Source organism: Rummeliibacillus sp. GQ308, assembly GCF_059759115.1.
Map to the genome: position 1 here is coordinate 73,372 of NZ_JCAXDQ010000002.1, position 15,409 is coordinate 88,780.

23 protein-coding genes are annotated in these 15,409 nt (G+C 36.8%); 14 read left to right on the forward strand and 9 right to left on the reverse strand.

Annotation, left to right across the window (positions count from 1 at the left end; translation table 11 throughout):
- Nucleotides 1-2: 2 nt before the first annotated feature.
- Nucleotides 3-878 carry a peptidylprolyl isomerase gene (locus AC6CHJ_RS11520; protein ID WP_446738992.1) on the reverse strand — a complete coding sequence of 292 codons (876 nt, stop codon included), beginning with the start codon at nucleotides 876-878 and terminating at the stop codon, nucleotides 3-5.
- A gap of 157 nt (nucleotides 879-1,035) precedes the next feature.
- Here AC6CHJ_RS11520 and AC6CHJ_RS11525 point away from each other — a divergent pair, with 157 nt between their 5' ends.
- Entirely contained in the window at nucleotides 1,036-1,146 is a 111-nt protein-coding gene (locus AC6CHJ_RS11525) for a YjcZ family sporulation protein (RefSeq protein ID WP_147196225.1), read from the forward strand.
- A gap of 94 nt (nucleotides 1,147-1,240) precedes the next feature.
- Here AC6CHJ_RS11525 and AC6CHJ_RS11530 read toward each other — a convergent pair whose 3' ends face one another.
- From AC6CHJ_RS11530 to AC6CHJ_RS11555, 6 genes are all read right to left on the reverse strand, one after another.
- Nucleotides 1,241-1,426 (reverse strand): hypothetical protein, encoded by a 186-nt coding sequence (locus AC6CHJ_RS11530; protein ID WP_066789589.1) that lies wholly within the window; start codon nucleotides 1,424-1,426, stop codon nucleotides 1,241-1,243.
- 115 nt (nucleotides 1,427-1,541) lie between these two features.
- Nucleotides 1,542-2,126, reverse strand: coding sequence for a DUF3267 domain-containing protein (locus AC6CHJ_RS11535; RefSeq protein WP_066789587.1), 585 nt, complete (start codon nucleotides 2,124-2,126; stop codon nucleotides 1,542-1,544).
- 221 nt (nucleotides 2,127-2,347) lie between these two features.
- On the reverse strand, nucleotides 2,348-2,863 hold the full coding sequence (locus tag AC6CHJ_RS11540; protein ID WP_066789585.1) for an HTH-type transcriptional regulator Hpr: 516 nt from the start codon (nucleotides 2,861-2,863) through the stop codon (nucleotides 2,348-2,350).
- Between the two features lie 117 nt (nucleotides 2,864-2,980).
- On the reverse strand, nucleotides 2,981-3,355 hold the full coding sequence (locus AC6CHJ_RS11545) for a YtxH domain-containing protein (protein ID WP_066789583.1): 375 nt from the start codon (nucleotides 3,353-3,355) through the stop codon (nucleotides 2,981-2,983).
- Between the two features lie 146 nt (nucleotides 3,356-3,501).
- Nucleotides 3,502-3,843 (reverse strand): DUF3147 family protein, encoded by a 342-nt coding sequence (locus tag AC6CHJ_RS11550; RefSeq protein ID WP_251647594.1) that lies wholly within the window; start codon nucleotides 3,841-3,843, stop codon nucleotides 3,502-3,504.
- The gene (locus AC6CHJ_RS11555) at nucleotides 3,844-4,242 is read right to left on the reverse strand and encodes a MarR family winged helix-turn-helix transcriptional regulator (protein WP_498288642.1); all 399 of its coding nucleotides are present in this window, start codon (nucleotides 4,240-4,242) and stop codon (nucleotides 3,844-3,846) included.
- A 285-nt stretch (nucleotides 4,243-4,527) separates the two neighbouring features.
- On the opposite strand from AC6CHJ_RS11555, the gene AC6CHJ_RS11560 reads away from it, so the two are divergent.
- The 11 genes from AC6CHJ_RS11560 (at nucleotide 4,528) to AC6CHJ_RS11610 (ending at nucleotide 12,071) form a co-directional block, all read left to right on the forward strand.
- Nucleotides 4,528-5,055: a GNAT family N-acetyltransferase gene (locus tag AC6CHJ_RS11560; protein ID WP_498288644.1), complete on the forward strand. Its 528-nt coding sequence runs from the start codon at nucleotides 4,528-4,530 to the stop codon at nucleotides 5,053-5,055.
- 9 nt (nucleotides 5,056-5,064) lie between these two features.
- On the forward strand, nucleotides 5,065-6,537 hold the full coding sequence (locus AC6CHJ_RS11565; protein ID WP_498288646.1) for an amidase family protein: 1,473 nt from the start codon (nucleotides 5,065-5,067) through the stop codon (nucleotides 6,535-6,537).
- 104 nt (nucleotides 6,538-6,641) lie between these two features.
- A complete protein-coding gene (locus AC6CHJ_RS11570) occupies nucleotides 6,642-6,770 on the forward strand; it encodes a hypothetical protein (protein WP_498288648.1) in 129 nt (42 codons plus the stop codon).
- On the forward strand, nucleotides 6,771-7,160 hold the full coding sequence (locus AC6CHJ_RS11575; protein ID WP_498288650.1) for an NUDIX hydrolase: 390 nt from the start codon (nucleotides 6,771-6,773) through the stop codon (nucleotides 7,158-7,160). It begins immediately after the preceding gene.
- Nucleotides 7,161-7,201: 41 nt separating this feature from the next.
- Nucleotides 7,202-8,467 carry an acyl-CoA thioesterase/bile acid-CoA:amino acid N-acyltransferase family protein gene (locus tag AC6CHJ_RS11580; protein WP_498288652.1) on the forward strand — a complete coding sequence of 422 codons (1,266 nt, stop codon included), beginning with the start codon at nucleotides 7,202-7,204 and terminating at the stop codon, nucleotides 8,465-8,467.
- A 61-nt stretch (nucleotides 8,468-8,528) separates the two neighbouring features.
- Nucleotides 8,529-8,807 (forward strand): YesK family protein, encoded by a 279-nt coding sequence (locus AC6CHJ_RS11585; RefSeq protein WP_498288654.1) that lies wholly within the window; start codon nucleotides 8,529-8,531, stop codon nucleotides 8,805-8,807.
- A gap of 78 nt (nucleotides 8,808-8,885) precedes the next feature.
- The gene (locus AC6CHJ_RS11590) at nucleotides 8,886-9,290 is read left to right on the forward strand and encodes a VOC family protein (protein ID WP_150285013.1); all 405 of its coding nucleotides are present in this window, start codon (nucleotides 8,886-8,888) and stop codon (nucleotides 9,288-9,290) included.
- Between the two features lie 43 nt (nucleotides 9,291-9,333).
- Entirely contained in the window at nucleotides 9,334-9,783 is a 450-nt protein-coding gene (locus AC6CHJ_RS11595; RefSeq protein ID WP_498288656.1) for an NUDIX hydrolase, read from the forward strand.
- Nucleotides 9,784-9,820: 37 nt separating this feature from the next.
- On the forward strand, nucleotides 9,821-10,300 hold the full coding sequence (locus AC6CHJ_RS11600; protein ID WP_498288657.1) for a GNAT family N-acetyltransferase: 480 nt from the start codon (nucleotides 9,821-9,823) through the stop codon (nucleotides 10,298-10,300).
- Nucleotides 10,301-10,452: 152 nt separating this feature from the next.
- Nucleotides 10,453-10,971 carry a GrpB family protein gene (locus AC6CHJ_RS11605; RefSeq protein ID WP_498288659.1) on the forward strand — a complete coding sequence of 173 codons (519 nt, stop codon included), beginning with the start codon at nucleotides 10,453-10,455 and terminating at the stop codon, nucleotides 10,969-10,971.
- 38 nt (nucleotides 10,972-11,009) lie between these two features.
- The gene (locus AC6CHJ_RS11610; RefSeq protein ID WP_498288661.1) at nucleotides 11,010-12,071 is read left to right on the forward strand and encodes a DUF2332 domain-containing protein; all 1,062 of its coding nucleotides are present in this window, start codon (nucleotides 11,010-11,012) and stop codon (nucleotides 12,069-12,071) included.
- 41 nt (nucleotides 12,072-12,112) lie between these two features.
- Here the strand turns inward: AC6CHJ_RS11610 and AC6CHJ_RS11615 are convergent, their stop codons facing one another.
- Both AC6CHJ_RS11615 and AC6CHJ_RS11620 read right to left on the reverse strand, forming a co-directional pair.
- The gene (locus AC6CHJ_RS11615) at nucleotides 12,113-12,640 is read right to left on the reverse strand and encodes a tryptophan transporter (protein WP_498288663.1); all 528 of its coding nucleotides are present in this window, start codon (nucleotides 12,638-12,640) and stop codon (nucleotides 12,113-12,115) included.
- Between the two features lie 132 nt (nucleotides 12,641-12,772).
- Nucleotides 12,773-13,198, reverse strand: coding sequence for an HIT family protein (locus tag AC6CHJ_RS11620; RefSeq protein ID WP_066789561.1), 426 nt, complete (start codon nucleotides 13,196-13,198; stop codon nucleotides 12,773-12,775).
- A 246-nt stretch (nucleotides 13,199-13,444) separates the two neighbouring features.
- Between AC6CHJ_RS11620 and AC6CHJ_RS11625 the strand changes: the two genes are divergently transcribed.
- Complete coding sequence (locus AC6CHJ_RS11625; RefSeq protein ID WP_066789558.1) at nucleotides 13,445-14,185, forward strand: ABC transporter ATP-binding protein; 741 nt, start codon at nucleotides 13,445-13,447, stop codon at nucleotides 14,183-14,185.
- The gene (locus tag AC6CHJ_RS11630) at nucleotides 14,178-15,359 is read left to right on the forward strand and encodes an ABC transporter permease (protein ID WP_150285020.1); all 1,182 of its coding nucleotides are present in this window, start codon (nucleotides 14,178-14,180) and stop codon (nucleotides 15,357-15,359) included. The genes AC6CHJ_RS11625 and AC6CHJ_RS11630 overlap by 8 nt, the downstream gene beginning before the upstream one ends.
- Nucleotides 15,360-15,409 lie beyond the last annotated feature (50 nt).

Sequence of the window (15,409 nt, forward strand, 5' to 3'; positions counted from 1 at the left end):
CATTATTTTGTAGCTGCTGAGCTTTTAAATTGAGCTAATGCGTCTTTTAAGTCTTTGTCTTTAATTTTCACGTCTGCATCTTTTACAAGTTTAGATACTTTTGACAACAGTTGTGATTGGTCAGCTTTTTGAAGTTGAAGTTTTTTCTTAATTTCAGCTTTGTTATCTTCATAAGAGCCTTTCACTTTTGCATCGCGCTCATCTTCTAATTTAATGATGTGATAGCCATATGATGTTTTAACAGGTTCACTGATTTCACCTTTTTTAAGAGCATAGGCAGCTTTAGTAAATTCAGGGACCATTTTGTCTGGACCGAACCAACCAAGTTCGCCGCCAGCTTCTGCTGAGCCAGTATCTGTAGAGTTTTTCTTAGCAAGCTTAGCAAAGTCTTCACCTTTATCTAATTTTGCTTTGATGTCTTTAGCTGTTTTTTCATCAGCTACAAGGATGTGGCTTGCTTTCAACTCTTTTGACATCTCGTCATAATAAGATTTCATATCTGCTTCTGAGACTTTTACGCCATCAGCCATAGCAGCTTCTTGTAAAAGGTTCAATTTAATGCTGCGTTTGAATGATTTGTCATTTAGATTTTGAGCTGCCAACGTTTGTTCGTAGTTTTCGCCCATTTCTTTCTTTTGTTTTTCGTATTCTTTATTAACTTCTTTATCAGACACTTTATATTTATCGTTCAATACTTTTTCAATGACAATCAATTGCAATGCTGATTCACCAACGGAATCCTTCATTTCACTGTAAAGCTGATCTTTTGTCACATCGCCGACTTTTGAAGTTGCGACTTTTTCATCTCCGGCATTTCCGCATGCTGATAACGCGAGTACAGATGCTGCAAGTGTTAATGATAGTACAGTTTTTTTCATCTTTCTAATCTCTCCCAACTTGAGTTCCTACTACTTATGCACATGTAACTATACCATAGAACGATGAGAAAAGGAAAAGGTTGCAGGGGAAATCGCCTAAAGAAGTTTTAAAGTACTGAATAAGATATAAAAGAAATGAGCAAAGGAGGTGCTAAGAATGAGTGGTGGAGGACACGGCGGCTACGGCGGTAACTACGGTTCCGGTTTCGCTTTATTGGTAGTTCTTTTCATTTTATTGATCATTGTAGGTGCAGCTTACATCTACTAATTGAAGAAGGAAAAGCCGCTTACATTGACTTGTAAGCGGCTTTCTTCTTATACACTATAGGCACGAAAAGACTCATGACCATGCATAGTCTATTTTAAACTGTAAACATCATTTCTAAGTAAAATGATACAAGTAAGATTGTGATCAGTACATTAATAGTGCGATAAATTTTAGGTTGTTTCTCCTCGGGGATTTCTTTCTGTGCGCAAAGTGTAAAAGTCATGCGGTTAATTTGGAACAGATAGAATACCGAGAATAGGACGACAATAGCGATGATCAAGTCTTTTCCTCCCCTCTATTAATACCCCTTAAGCATAACAAAAGAGAGATAAATATGACAAGCCAGTTCCCTTTTTATGCTCCACAAAAAAGTAGAAAAAAGAAACAAGCAAAAATCATGGAAGATGAGTAAAGTTTCTGCTTAGGACAGTTTCACTCTCATTGTCATAGGAAATCAAAATTTCAAAGCCTTTATCTGTCTCTTCTATAAATGCTTTTTTAGGTGAATGGATTAAATGTTTTACATACAGCAAATCGATTACGCACAAACCACAGTGATAGGCCAATAAAATGGCGAAATAATGACGGTAAGTCGAATAAATCAAGCCACCCATAATGAGTATGCTATTGAGCACGACAAAAGGAATCGTCAAAGCAATCATATAGCGTAGTTTAATAATGGGTTCGGTAATACGAATGGAGAGCAAAGGAATAACACCAAATTGCTTTTCAAGCTTAAAGCGCAACCGATTGTGGCAACGAGCCAATGGTAAAAAGTGCAGTAACTTATGTGCCGGGTAAACCATTAAAAAACCAGCCAAAAATAATGGGAATAATCGATCTGTCACTGGACTGTCCCGATAGGCAGTCATCGTAATATAAAAGAAAGAAAAGGCCAGTAACATAAATATAGCTGAGAAAAGAAATAGTCGATGATGGCCGTATTGTTTTTTGACATTAATGTGTTTCCAGCAGTGCACCTCTTAGCATCTCCTTTTCTATACGAATAAAAAGCTTAGATACATACAGTAAAGCTTTTTATATAGAAAATCAAGATGAATTTTTTACGTCTCAACATCGTCTACAATGCACAGGAATTTGGCATTAGAAAAAGTACATAAATCTACAAAATTCCACCATTTATTTCGAAAAAAATAAATCCAATATCATCCCAGTAAAAGGCATGATATTGGATATAAAGTCAATCTTCCATCTTCTTTAATGAAACCTCAAAAATCTCCATAAAATCATCGCCGTAGATATTACGAATTAGGGCGATTAATTCGAAAAATTGTGGAAATTCGCCATACAACTCTCTTAGAGGGATAGAACCATCGATCACAGTATGTCTCGAATGATTAAAGTTTCCATACAGTTCTAAAAGTAATTCGTGGCCTTTCTCGGTTAGTTCAACATATGTATTTCGTTTGTCATTATCGCGTTTTGAAAATGACAGCAAGCCGCGCTCTTCTAAATTTTTCGAAAAATTAAAAGCCGTCGAAACATGCATAACGCCGAACTTAGCAATATCCGAGATAGAAGCGCCTTTTAGATTGTTTGCAATAAGCAATACATGATGCTCGTTAATATTTAACCGGTAGGGCTTAATCCATGCTTGCCAATCCTTTTCCACGGCTTTCCAAAGAGCCTTGGATAATTGGGCAATACGTTGTGAATAAAGCATGGCTTCTTTAGCCGCGATCATTTCTTCAGACATAGCGATCACCACTTTCGTCATTTCTTCATATTATAGCATTTTCATAAGTAGTATAGAATGAAATTCGAAAATATTAAAGAAGGAAATTTTTTTGTAATACTATATTGCCCAAGTAAATTATTTCTTTTTACGATTTTTAAATTCTTCCACTTGTTGTTGAATTTCTTCAACAGAGCTTTGCAATGATTTAATATCGCTTTGCAATTTGTTTTGAACAGGTGTTGTTTCTTGTTTCCATTCATTAACGGAAGATTTTACATCATCCACAAAGTGCGGGATAGTTGATTTTGATTCTTCTTTAATTGTTTTAATAGAGTCTGTCATATTTTGAACCTGCGTTTTTAGGTCTTGTAGTTGTGCATTCATTGAATCTTTTGTATCTGAAAGAGATTTGCGAAAGTCCTTGCCAGATTGAGGTGTTGTGAAAAGCATAGCTGCTGCCCCTCCTAATAGGCCAGTAGTCATGCCAAGTAAGAAATTAGAGATTTTCATAGTATTCAGTCTCCTTTCATTATTATATTCATTTCCTTTATATACTATATTAAAACATGTTTTTAGAAAAATAAATTGTTATTTTTTTGGACTGGAAGGTAGAGAAAAGAGAATCAGGTCTTCACAGTTAAACTTTCATATGTACACTATGAAATAAAAGCGCCTATGATAAATTTTTGTCCGATTAAAAATACGCCCCACACAGCTATCCCTAATGATAATGCCAATGCAAGATGTAAAGAATGCTTTAAGGAGATATATATGACAAACAGCATAATCGCAGTTGCCGGAAAACCTGCCAGAACACCGAGTGTAAATTTATTGATTGTATGCGTAGCTTCTCCTTGAATCGTTAGCCAAATAATACTTAAAATACTGATCAATGGTAATGCAGCTACAATGCCTCCGTATAAAGGGAATCGTCTTGCCAATTCTGTAACAACGCCAATAATGACTGCTGAACTTAAAATTTTTAGAAATAAGTACATTTATTTGGATACCTCACTTAATAGCTGAAACGCTTCAACTATCTTATTTCTCTCATCGCTTGTTAATTTATTAAGCGCGTCTTGCAATTTTTCTTCGTCTAGTTCCGTGTTCTTTTTCAAAATAGCATTCCCTTTATCAGTTAAATGGAGATAGACTTTTCGTTGATCCTCAATGGACCTTTCTTTATGGATCCATCCGTTATCTACTAACTTTTTCACATGCTCCGAAGCGGTATTATGTGAAATTGTCAGATGATCTGCAATATCACGGATTGTGACAAATTGTTTTTTCTCTACAATTTGCAAAATACGAACACTTCGGTGGGAAATAGCTTCCTCTTGGTTAGGGTGTAAATAGAAATAAATATTAGTAAAATATTTATTTATGTCTTGAATCATATAGAATGCACTCCCTTTATATCGTGTATACAGATTATATCGTATTTACAGATATAATTGTAGTGCTTTAATAACCTTTAAGTCGAAAGGAATGTAATTTGGAAAAAAATCCTATTAATTAGCAGGAGTTATATAGATTAAATTCGAATATTATATATTAGTAGATCTTGTCGATTTTTTTATTGTTAGGGGATTTTTAGTGCAAATTGTAATTGAATGTTAGAAATCGGGGAACAGCTTTCATTCAAGGATCAGTCGTAATTCTATATGAATAGAGGTAGAGTCATGGAAATAAGAAGGGCACAATCGAATGATGCATCAGGAATTGCAAAAGTTCACGTGGATAGCTGGCGAACAACTTATAAAGACATTATTCCAGAGGGCTTTCTAAATAATTTGTCGTATACAAAACGTACAGAGTTATGGGAGAAAAATATTGCAAGTGAAGATAAATATGTCATTGTTGCGGTCAATAATGAAGGACAAATTGTAGGATTTGCAGACGCATGGAAGAGAGAAGACAACCTGGTGGAAAACGCATGTGATCTGACCACCATTTATATCTTAGAGGAGTATCAGGGAAAAGGCATTGGGAAGTTGCTGATGAATGAACTATTCAAACATTTTATCCAAATGGGTTATGAAAGAATTTTTGTAGAGGTCCTAAAAGAAAATAAAACTCGCCTATTTTATGAACATTATGGCGCTAAATTAATCAGAAAAGTCCAAATTCAAATTGGCGGGAAAATGTTGAATGAATTGATTTATGAATGGGAGAATGTCGATGAAGTGGTACAAAAACTTAGGGATTGAAGAACTAGCATGGATATAAGGTTTAAAAGTTTTTTAAAAGAAGAACTCACTATCAATGAAATTCAAGAAGCAATGAGTGAAGATAAAATAACTTCAAAAGAGCTCGTAATGTACTATTTATATCGAATAGCTAAGTATGACCAAAGCGGGCCAACCATCAATTCTATGCTTGAAATAAACCCAGAAGCCATATTTATAGCTGAAGCGTTAGATAATGAAAGAAAGCTAAAGGGTGCTAGGGGACCATTACATGGTATTCCAGTTGTCATCAAAGATAATATTGAAACAAAAGATTCCATGCATACGAGTGCAGGAACAATTGCCTTAGAAAATCATTTAGCTAGGCAGGATGCATTTCTGGTGAAGAAGCTCCGTGAAGCAGGTGCTGTTATTTTAGGTAAAACAAATATGACAGAGCTAGCCAATGCCGTGTCGAGTGATATGTGGGCAGGATACAGTTCTAGAGGAGGACAAACATTAAATCCTTATGGTGATCCTAAGCTATTTGTTGGGGGTTCCAGTTCAGGATCTGCAGTGGCGGTTGCCTCGAATTTTTCAGTGTTATCGGTAGGAACAGAAACTGATGCCTCCATCCTTAGCCCGGCTATTCAAAACTCCGTAGTTGGTATTAAACCAACTGTCGGTTTAATTAGTCGAAGTGGCATTATGCCTTTTACATACTCACAGGATACGGCGGGGCCATTCGCACGCACTGTTACAGATGCGGCCATTTTACTTGGTACCTTAACAGGGACAGATGAAAATGATATTGCCACCTATAAAAGTGAAGGGAATTCACAACAAGATTATACAGGGTGCTTAGATTCAAAAGGATTATTCGGTGCTAGAATCGGTATGTTTAATAACATTTCTGAAGAATACAAAGAGTCAGAGGAATATGATGAACGATTATTTAATAATTCTATTCAGTTAATGATTGAACAAGGAGCTGAAATTATTGAGAATATAGAAATTCCGTCTTTTTATAGAGAATGGAATTGGGGTGTCTCAATGTATGAATTAAAGCATAGTTTAAACAATTATCTTGCTAAATTACCAGCTTATATTCCTGTTCACTCAATATCTGAATTAATACAATTTAATAAGAGTATCAAAGAAAAAGCATTGAAATATGGTCAGGATAAATTGGAACAAAGAGAAGATATCTCTAACACGTTAAGAAATCCTGAATATTTATTGTCGAAAATAGATGATATATATTTTTCTCAAGAACAAGGAATTGACCATGCGTTGAAAAAATATGAACTGGATGCTATTGTCTTTCCTTCATATATTGGGTCTACCATAAGTGCTAAAGCAGGTTATCCATCCATAGCTATACCTGCGGGATATATGGAAAGTGGAAGACCATTTGGTATAACTTTTGCAGGCACTGCCTTTAGTGAAGATGTCTTAATCAAACTAGCTTTTGCTTTTGAACAAGCTACTAAGTGCCGAAAGCCTCCGGAATTCTATAAATAGTATGAAATGTTTATCAGACGTAAAATTAACCTGATAAGTCTAAAAGTATTTAATGGAGAACCTGTATAAACTTGTACCAATTACGATCGGACGGGGGAATCTGCATGGAAATGTGGGATGTTTACGACAAAGACAGAAAGCTGACAGGTAAACAGATGAGGCGCGGTGATGCTTTTGAGCAGGGGGACTTTCATTTAGTTATACATGTATGTCTTTTTAATCAGCAAGGTTAAATGCTGATTCAACAGCGGCAGCCGGATAAGGATGATTGGCAGAACATGTGGGATCTTACGGTGGGCGGCAGCGCATTAGCAGGGGAAACAAGCCAACAGGCTGCAGAAAGAGAAGTGGAAGAGGAGATTGGTCTTGTGCTTAATCTTCAAAAACTGCGCCCTTCTGTAACAGTTAACTTCGAGTATGGATTTGATGATTACTATGTGATTGAAACAGATGTAGACCTCCCGAAACTTCCACTGCCAACTGAAGAAGTAAGCCAAGTAAAGTGGGCAGCTAAAGAAGACATTTTTCATTTAATTTCGGAGGGCCAATTTATTCCATACCACGAGTCATTGATTTCATTATTATTTGATACGAGACATATGATAGGAGCACATAAAAACTAGTGGATCATGACAGCTAACGAAATTTACATAGGAGGAAAGCAATGAATCCAGTAATACATGTTGCACAAAATAGTTCATTACTAGATACATCTTTAGAAATCCAAATTTCAAACCTTCCACCCCATCAGGTTGTAACAGTCGAAGCAAAAATGAGGGATAACCTTGGAACTAGCTGGCAATCTTTTGCAGAATTCAAGTCTGATTCCAAAGGAGAAATTAACTTGGCGAAAGCACAGCCGCTATCAGGTACTTATTCTGCGCCTGATGCAATGGGGCTTTTTTGGTCAATGATTCCGCTGACTTATGAGCCAAAGAGAAAAACGCCTCTACAGCCATTGGAAACAAAAATAACGGTCATGAAGGAACATGAAATCTTAGCCACTCATTCTGTTACGCGTCATATAGTTTCTCCAGCAGCGGATAGAATTCCAGTACGTGAACGAGGGCTGATTGGTACATTCTTTTGTCATTCAAAGAGCGGTCCACTCCCTACCATCATTGTATTAGGCGGATCAGAGGGTGGATTGCGAGAGAGTAATGCCGCATTGTTAGCTTCCTATGGTTTTAATACATTAGCTTTGGCGTATTTTGGTATGGAAGATTTACCAAAAGAGCTAATAGATATCCCTTTGGATTACATTGAGAAAGCCATTGATTGGTTGACTGATTACCCAAAGGTAGACGATACAAGAATTGGGTTAATGGGAACGTCTAGGGGCGGTGAACTAGCCCTGTTAAGTGCTTCCATTTTCCCGTCTATCAAGGCAGTTGTAGGCTTTGTGCCAAGTGGCGTTATTTATCCAGGGATCGGGCAATCAGCCATTGGCGTTCCTTCATGGCAATTTAAAGGGAAATCATTTCCCTTTGCTTATGGTGAGGTGCCAAAAGAAGTTGGCGAAGAAATTCGACAGGCAAAACAAGCAGGAAAGCCTATATCATGGCGCAAAACTTACCACTTTTGGGCAGTGGGTGAGAAAGAGGCAGAAATAGAAGTAGAAAATATTAAGGGACCAGTTCTTTTGATTTCAGGTGGGGATGACCAGCTATGGCCTTCAGATTTGTTATCAGAAAAAGTGATAACCAGATTAAAAGAACACAATCATCCTTATGATTATGAGCATATCAATTATCCAGAAGCAGGACACTCTTTTGGCCCTCCTGGTTTACCAACCACTCAATTGGTTCTCCCTTATGGGAACGGAATGCAATTGTTGTTTGGTGGAAATCCAAAAGATAATGCACATGCACAATTTGATGCGTGGCGAAGAGTAAAGGTGTTCTTTGATCAGCACTTAACCGATTCCTGAATCTCTGTGCTAGGTTCGTTTAACAGGATGACAGAATAGAATAATAATGGAGGTGATAAAAATGAGTACATTAATGCTGGCGGGATGGACGCCTATTTTGGTTCTAGGGATTCTATTTCTTATGGTTGTTTACTTTATTGCCCACAAGGTATCTAGAAAAACTTTATATTCCGTTTCAATTATATTGAGTTTAATATGTATCGGTTTAGTAATTTATAGTATATATTTTGTTCGTGGGTGGGATGGATTGGGTTACTTATTTACTGCTGTAAGTGTTCTTGCAGGAACATGGATCGGCACTCTAATGGGACTACTCAATAATAAGAAACAAGCGTATTAAATTATAAATAGACAGGGCTAATTTTTTAGCCCTTTCAGTCTTAATTAGAATACATACAAGAAAAAGGAGTAAGATTTCATGCTTAAACGTTATATACACCATTTGTGTATACAAACTAATACATATAAAGAAAGCTTAGAATTTTATACAAAGGCCTTAGGGTTTGAAGTGGTTGAGGAAACACCAAAATTTCATGGACGAGCATTTAATACTTGGTTGAAGTTAGGTGACTTTTATATCGAATTACAAACAGGCAAGTTTGGTGAAAAGCTAGTCGCGGCTAATTCGAATAGTGAAGGATTAGTTCATTTCTGTTTATGGGTGGAAAACCTTCCACTAGAAGTCGAGCGATTAAAAGAATTGAAATCCCATTTTATTTTGAAGGATGAGGAAATCATCTATCATGTCGAAAATGGATCTTTATGTAAGGTGAAAGCACCTGAAGGAACGATTGTGGAATTACGTACTAACAAAGGAATTTAAAGGTGAAGTGTTAAAACTAAAATATAAATGAGATGAGAAATATATGATTTTAGTTGTTAGTGTATCGATTATAAAAGATAAGGAATTATTAATGATTGAAGAAAAAAGAGATTCTGGAATAAATCAATGGAATTTTCCTTCGGGTCGAATAGAAAAAAATGAAGATATTATGGCCGCTGCCATAAGAGAAGTTAAAGAAGAAACAGGATTAGATGTGGAATTACTTCTTGCAACTGGCGTTTATAACTTCACAAGTGATTCAAGTGATCAGGTTATTTTATTCCACTTCATAGGAGAAATTGTAAGTGGAGAAGTTAACATAAGTGAAGAAGCTTTTACTAATTTTAGGTGGGTACATTCAAAGGGAATTTTAGCTATGCCTGATGATACACTACGGAATTCAAAAGTAATCAGACAAATAACAAAGAATATCGTAAACCGGAATTTTTATTCAACTGCTTTATTTAATAGAGACTTATTAACACAGTCATAGTGAATGAAGTTAATTAAATTGATAAGTGGGTGAAAGGATGGAGATTAACCTAGTAAAGGCAACAGATAATGATGCACAAGCTATTTTTAATATGCAAGTAGCAGCATTTAAACCATTGCTAGAGAAATACAAAGACGATGAAATCAATCCAGCAAATGAAAGCATGGAAAAAGTATTAAAAAGAATCAATAGAGAGGATGGTAGCTTTTTTAAAATCTTAGCTGCCAATAAGATGGTAGGGGCTATATGTATTTCGTGGAAAGAAGAAACACAATTTTGGATTAGCCCTATGTTCATCTTACCTACATATCAAGGGAAAGGTATTGCACAGAAGGCGATTCATATAATTGAAGAAATGTATCCACAGGCTGTTAGTTGGGAATTAGCGACGATAGTAGAGGAAGAGAGAAACTGTTATTTGTACGAAAAGATTGGCTATAAGCAGACAGGCTTCAGCAAGAAAATAAATGATTGTATAACTCTTATCTATTATAAGAAAGTTTGTCAAACGAGCTAACCTCTAGGGGTAAGTAGAAATGTGGGGTTTAGATGGAAAAATAATAATACGTCCATTGATAATTTGCATTTTTAGAAATGAGGATTCTATTCTTACCGCTGAATGTAATGAAAAGCTAGTGTCGCATTAAATGAAAATAAGGAGAATCTTTCATGGATGAACAAGTAGTAATCGAAGAATATAATGCCGATTGGCCAAGAATGTATGAACAGGAAAAGATAGATTTAATAAAAGTATTCAACGATAAAAACATTGTAATCGAACATTTCGGCAGTACTTCTATCAAAGGATTAGAAGCAAAACCAATATTGGATATAATGGTTGCCGTAAGAGACTTGGAAGAGGTAGATGAGTTCATACGGCCGTTAGAGAAATTAGGCTATGAATATGTTGAACATAAGGAATTTCCGAATCGCAGGTTTTTTAGAAAAGGGGCACGGAGAGCGGGGACACATCATCTGCATGTCTATAAGTACAATAGCGGTGAGTGGAATAACAAAATTCTCTTTCGGGATTATTTAAGAACCCATCCCACAGAACTTTTACAATACGCTCGATTGAAGAAAGTGCTAGCGGAAAAATATAAGTATGATAGACCTGCATATACGAAAGCAAAAGAGCCATTTATTCTAGAAGTTATAAAGAAAGCAAAGGGAATTAGCCCAAAGTGATTTGCAAAAATAATAGTTTTATTAAAGGGGAATTATTTATGCAAAATAACGATATGTTAAAAAGATTATCCCAAAGATTTATTACTTTTGCCGAAACAGAATGTAAGGACTCCAGTGAATTATATAAAACACTTTCATTGGCCATTGCAAAGGATGATGAACTCCTAGAATTGTGCACACATGCGCGAAGTGGACAGCCTGTTCCTAATTTATTATTTGGAGCAGTCCATTATCTTTTATTAAAAGGGACCGAACATAAATTAAAAGAGTTTTATCCTAGCATTGTGGTTGAAGCGAAATTACCTAATGAAGCATTCGATTACTTTAAAGAGTTTTGTGTGCAACATAAAAATGACATTATTCATCTGTTGCAGACGAAAATGGTTCAAACGAATGAAGTGCGAAGATGCGCTTATCTTTATCCTGTGTTTAGCTTTATTTATGAAAAGTCACAAAAACCCTTAGCGCTTATTGAAATTGGTACAAGTGCCGGTTTGCAACTTCTCTGGGATCAGTACGCCTATTCCTATAAAGAAGATGAAGTTTTTGGAAATATAGAGTCAAGGTTACATATCACCTCAGTCTTAAAAGGCGAGATGGCGCCTCATGTTTCCTCAACACCTCCACCTGTTTCATCAAGAGTAGGAATTGATTTAAATACAGTCGATTTAATGGATGAGGAAGAATATATATGGCTTAAGTCGCTCATATGGCCAGAGCACAAAGAAAGACTTGCGATGTTTGTGTGTGCTGCCAGTTATATTGAAGAATGTCCTGTTCAATTGGTGGAAGGGGATGGCGTTTCGTTATTGAGAGATCTTGTGAGCCAAATTCCAACAAATAGTACGATCTGTTTATTTCATACACATGTAGCTAACCAAATGCCACAGGAGACAAAAGAACAACTTTTAAGTATTGTGAAATCCATTGGTCAGGAACGGGATGTTTTTCATATCTACAACAATATCCAAGATCGCAACTTACACCTCGATTACTACTTGAACGGAGTAGAACACCAGCAGACAATTGCTGAAACAGAAGGACACGGCAAGTGGTTTAAATGGTTGCTGAAGGAAACTGAGACGACATCAAAACTATAATTATTATTAAAAAGAGCTAACCCATTTGGGTTAGCCCTTTTTTATGCTTTCGTTATAGCTGTTATAAAATTAGATCGCTTCACTAAGTTCACGATAATTGGATAGATGATGATAAAAGCGATTATATTCATCGCTGTAGCCGGCAATACAACTGTTAGGAAAAGCAGTGTAAATGGAACCTTTGCACCTACAAGGAAAATAGCAGTGCTAAGGAACACGCTACCAGATACAATTGTGCCAACTCCCACTAGAATTGTTGATACAGGGAGTTTATGGGCTGCCTTTTTCAGTAAAGCCACTGCCGCATAAATAATAATGGCTGTGACAATTTTATCGATAATATTCGGTACAAAACCTCCAGGGAAAGTAGAAAATAACCCCGAAATGACACCTGTTGCAATGGCAAGCAGAAATACTTCTTTTGGACGGGGGAACAATAATATTCCGATTAACATCATGGTCAGCATGAAATCTGGCTTCATGCCTCCATTAAAACCTGGAATCACCACATACAATGCGGCACCGATCCCTACAAGCAATGCCATTAACACAAGATTTTTTGTCTTCAACTCTCATCTCTCCTATTCTATTGACTAAACTCAACTCTCGTTCTCCTTTCGTATCCTCCTGATCGAAAGCGAAAACTTATATTGATTTTACAATTGCCATCGTTAAAAGGCAAGGGGGGATCCTTGAAAGATTTATTTATTCAAATTCGCGATTACTTCGTCTGCTAATGTTTTTAACATTTCTGGAGCAAACTCATCTTCTTTTGTAATCCAAGTTGTTTTAAATCCATCCGTTTCATCATATCTTGGTATAAAGTGCAGATGGAAATGGAAGACGCTTTGGCCGGCCGCTTCTTCGCAGTTGTTCAATAAATTCATCCCTGCAGGTTGGAAACTATCTTTGATAGCATTTGCTATACGCGGTGCTACTTTAAAAAGATTGGCTGCAGTTTCTTCAGACATTTCATACACATTTTTCACATGTTCTTTTGGGATAAGCAATGTATGGCCTTTTGTTAATGGCATGATATCCATAAAGGCATAGACATATTCGTCCTCATAAATCTTTGTACTTGGAATAGAGCCGTCAATGATTTTGCAAAATAAACAATCGCTCATAATAACACACCTTTCACTAATTTGCTTTTCATTTTACCATATTTGGAACTCTTATATAGAATGAAGTAAAATTGGGTTAGAGTTCTTCCAGTGGGAAGAGAAGCGGCCGATAATTAGATCTGTCGCTCTGAAGAATGCGTTATTTAGATTGAAAATAGCAGCGTATTCGTTGAAAAGCCCTTAGTTTGTTCTATATAGATAGAAGAATTTTTGCTAAACTAGAAGAAGAATAGGAGTGACGTAGAAATGACGGTATTACAATTACAGTCAGTAACGGGCGGCTATACAAGAAAGCCTGTAATTCATGATTTATCTTTTGCAATTGAACCAGGAGAGTTAGTTGGATTGATCGGTCTTAATGGTGCGGGTAAAAGTACAACAATTAAGCATATTATTGGCTTGATGACGCCGCAAAAGGGTGAAATATTGCTTAATGGCGTTTCCATTAAGGATGATATAGAAACCTATCGTTCATCATTCTCCTATATTCCAGAAACCCCCGTTCTTTATGATGAGCTAACATTGAAAGAGCATCTTGAATTAACGGCAATGGCATACGGAATTGACGCTGAAACAAGGGACAAACGTGTAGAACCGCTATTAAAAGAATTTAGAATGGAAAAAAGACTGAACTGGTTCCCATCTCATTTTTCAAAAGGGATGCGGCAAAAGGTGATGATTATGTGCGCCTTTTTAGTAGATCCATCACTATATATTATCGATGAGCCGTTTGTTGGCTTGGATCCATTAGCAATCCAATCATTGCTCGACCAAATGGATGAAAAGAAAAAAGAGGGAGCTTCTATTTTAATGTCTACGCATGTGCTGGCGACTGCTGAGAAATATTGCGATAAGATTTTGTTGTTGCATAACGGCAATCTACGGGCTCATGGCACAATGGATGATTTGCGCCAAGCATTCAATATGCCTCATGCTACGCTCGATGATTTATACATCGCGATGACAAAGGAGCAGCATTATGAATAATTTGCTTGATGTGTGGCGCGTGCGATTTGGCCATTATATGGGCGAAATCCAAAAATACATGCGATACGTTTTTACCGGACATTTGGCGATTGTCATAATGTTCGTTCTTGGAGCGGGTGGCTATAAATACAGTGAATGGCTTAAAACAGCTTCTAGCGATTTTCCTGCCATTTGGCTGACAGGTGCTATTATTGGTCTAGTGGTCGGTTTAAGCCGTCCAGTTACCTTAATACGAAAGCCTGATGAAGTCTATTTATTGCCACTTGAAACGAAGTTGCCCCTGTATTTTAAAAAGGCGCTCAAGTATACGTTCAGCTCCCAAATGATCTTGGTGCTGGCTCTTTATCTAGTAACATGGCCGATGCTGCGACAAGTGGCAGGATTAAAGCCATCTCTCATATTTGTTGGATTAGTAGCAGCACTCTTAATAAAATACTGGAATGTACACAGTGAGTTTATGTATAGATGGGCATACAAAGGCCATTATGCCTGGGTAGACCGTCTTGTACGCATGATTATTTCTGGGGTTCTCATCAGTTCTATTCTTTCTGTGCAAATCATACCGATTGTTGTGCTGGTAGTGATTCTAGTAGTGTATCCAATTAACTGGCGTAACAAAATGAAGGAATTGCCATTCCCATATGAGCATTTTGTTAAATTGGAAGAAAACCGCATGATGGGCATCTATCGATTTGCCAATTATTTCACGGACGTACCACATATTCATGGCAGTATTAAACGGAGAGCATGGTTGGATTTCCTTTATGGGGTTATTCCTTATGCTAAAAAGAATACGCAGGAATATTTAGTTTTCCGTACATTTATTCGAACAGATGACCACTTTTATCTATGGGTAAGATTAACGGCGATAGCCGCTTTAGTAGCTGCATTTGTCCATATGCCGATTGTGATTGGCGTAATTGTCGGTGCAATGGCCTTCGCTACAGCTATTCAGCTGAAACAAGCGCTCACATCGTCTAACGATTTTCGAATGGACATGCTGTTTCCTTTACCAGACAATTCACGTCAATTAGCAAGCGTAAAAATTGTCCGTTATACCATCATTGTCCAAGGTCTCATTGTTGGGCTTGCTGGTATCATGACGCCTTACTTCTATATTCAAGCATTGATTGTATGGGTTGTAGGGGAGATGACCCTTCGTTTGAGCAAGTAAAATGAATTAAAAGAAGATGGAATGCCAGTTGGCGCTTTCCATCTTCTTTT

Coding starts and splice junctions, on each gene's coding strand:
- AC6CHJ_RS11560 (WP_498288644.1), top strand. CDS start 4,528: ATGGAAATAAGAAGGGCACAATCGAATGATGCATCAGGAATTGCAAAA.
- AC6CHJ_RS11585 (WP_498288654.1), top strand. CDS start 8,529: ATGAGTACATTAATGCTGGCGGGATGGACGCCTATTTTGGTTCTAGGG.
- AC6CHJ_RS11565 (WP_498288646.1), top strand. CDS start 5,065: ATGGATATAAGGTTTAAAAGTTTTTTAAAAGAAGAACTCACTATCAAT.
- AC6CHJ_RS11570 (WP_498288648.1), top strand. CDS start 6,642: ATGGAAATGTGGGATGTTTACGACAAAGACAGAAAGCTGACAGGTAAA.
- AC6CHJ_RS11520 (WP_446738992.1), bottom strand. CDS start 878: ATGAAAAAAACTGTACTATCATTAACACTTGCAGCATCTGTACTCGCG.
- AC6CHJ_RS11540 (WP_066789585.1), bottom strand. CDS start 2,863: ATGTCTGAAGAAATGATCGCGGCTAAAGAAGCCATGCTTTATTCACAA.
- AC6CHJ_RS11600 (WP_498288657.1), top strand. CDS start 9,821: ATGGAGATTAACCTAGTAAAGGCAACAGATAATGATGCACAAGCTATT.
- AC6CHJ_RS11605 (WP_498288659.1), top strand. CDS start 10,453: ATGGATGAACAAGTAGTAATCGAAGAATATAATGCCGATTGGCCAAGA.
- AC6CHJ_RS11625 (WP_066789558.1), top strand. CDS start 13,445: ATGACGGTATTACAATTACAGTCAGTAACGGGCGGCTATACAAGAAAG.
- AC6CHJ_RS11595 (WP_498288656.1), top strand. CDS start 9,334: ATGATTTTAGTTGTTAGTGTATCGATTATAAAAGATAAGGAATTATTA.
- AC6CHJ_RS11620 (WP_066789561.1), bottom strand. CDS start 13,198: ATGAGCGATTGTTTATTTTGCAAAATCATTGACGGCTCTATTCCAAGT.
- AC6CHJ_RS11555 (WP_498288642.1), bottom strand. CDS start 4,242: ATGATTCAAGACATAAATAAATATTTTACTAATATTTATTTCTATTTA.
- AC6CHJ_RS11610 (WP_498288661.1), top strand. CDS start 11,010: ATGCAAAATAACGATATGTTAAAAAGATTATCCCAAAGATTTATTACT.
- AC6CHJ_RS11545 (WP_066789583.1), bottom strand. CDS start 3,355: ATGAAAATCTCTAATTTCTTACTTGGCATGACTACTGGCCTATTAGGA.
- AC6CHJ_RS11550 (WP_251647594.1), bottom strand. CDS start 3,843: ATGTACTTATTTCTAAAAATTTTAAGTTCAGCAGTCATTATTGGCGTT.
- AC6CHJ_RS11580 (WP_498288652.1), top strand. CDS start 7,202: ATGAATCCAGTAATACATGTTGCACAAAATAGTTCATTACTAGATACA.
- AC6CHJ_RS11575 (WP_498288650.1), top strand. CDS start 6,771: ATGCTGATTCAACAGCGGCAGCCGGATAAGGATGATTGGCAGAACATG.
- AC6CHJ_RS11590 (WP_150285013.1), top strand. CDS start 8,886: ATGCTTAAACGTTATATACACCATTTGTGTATACAAACTAATACATAT.
- AC6CHJ_RS11630 (WP_150285020.1), top strand. CDS start 14,178: ATGAATAATTTGCTTGATGTGTGGCGCGTGCGATTTGGCCATTATATG.
- AC6CHJ_RS11525 (WP_147196225.1), top strand. CDS start 1,036: ATGAGTGGTGGAGGACACGGCGGCTACGGCGGTAACTACGGTTCCGGT.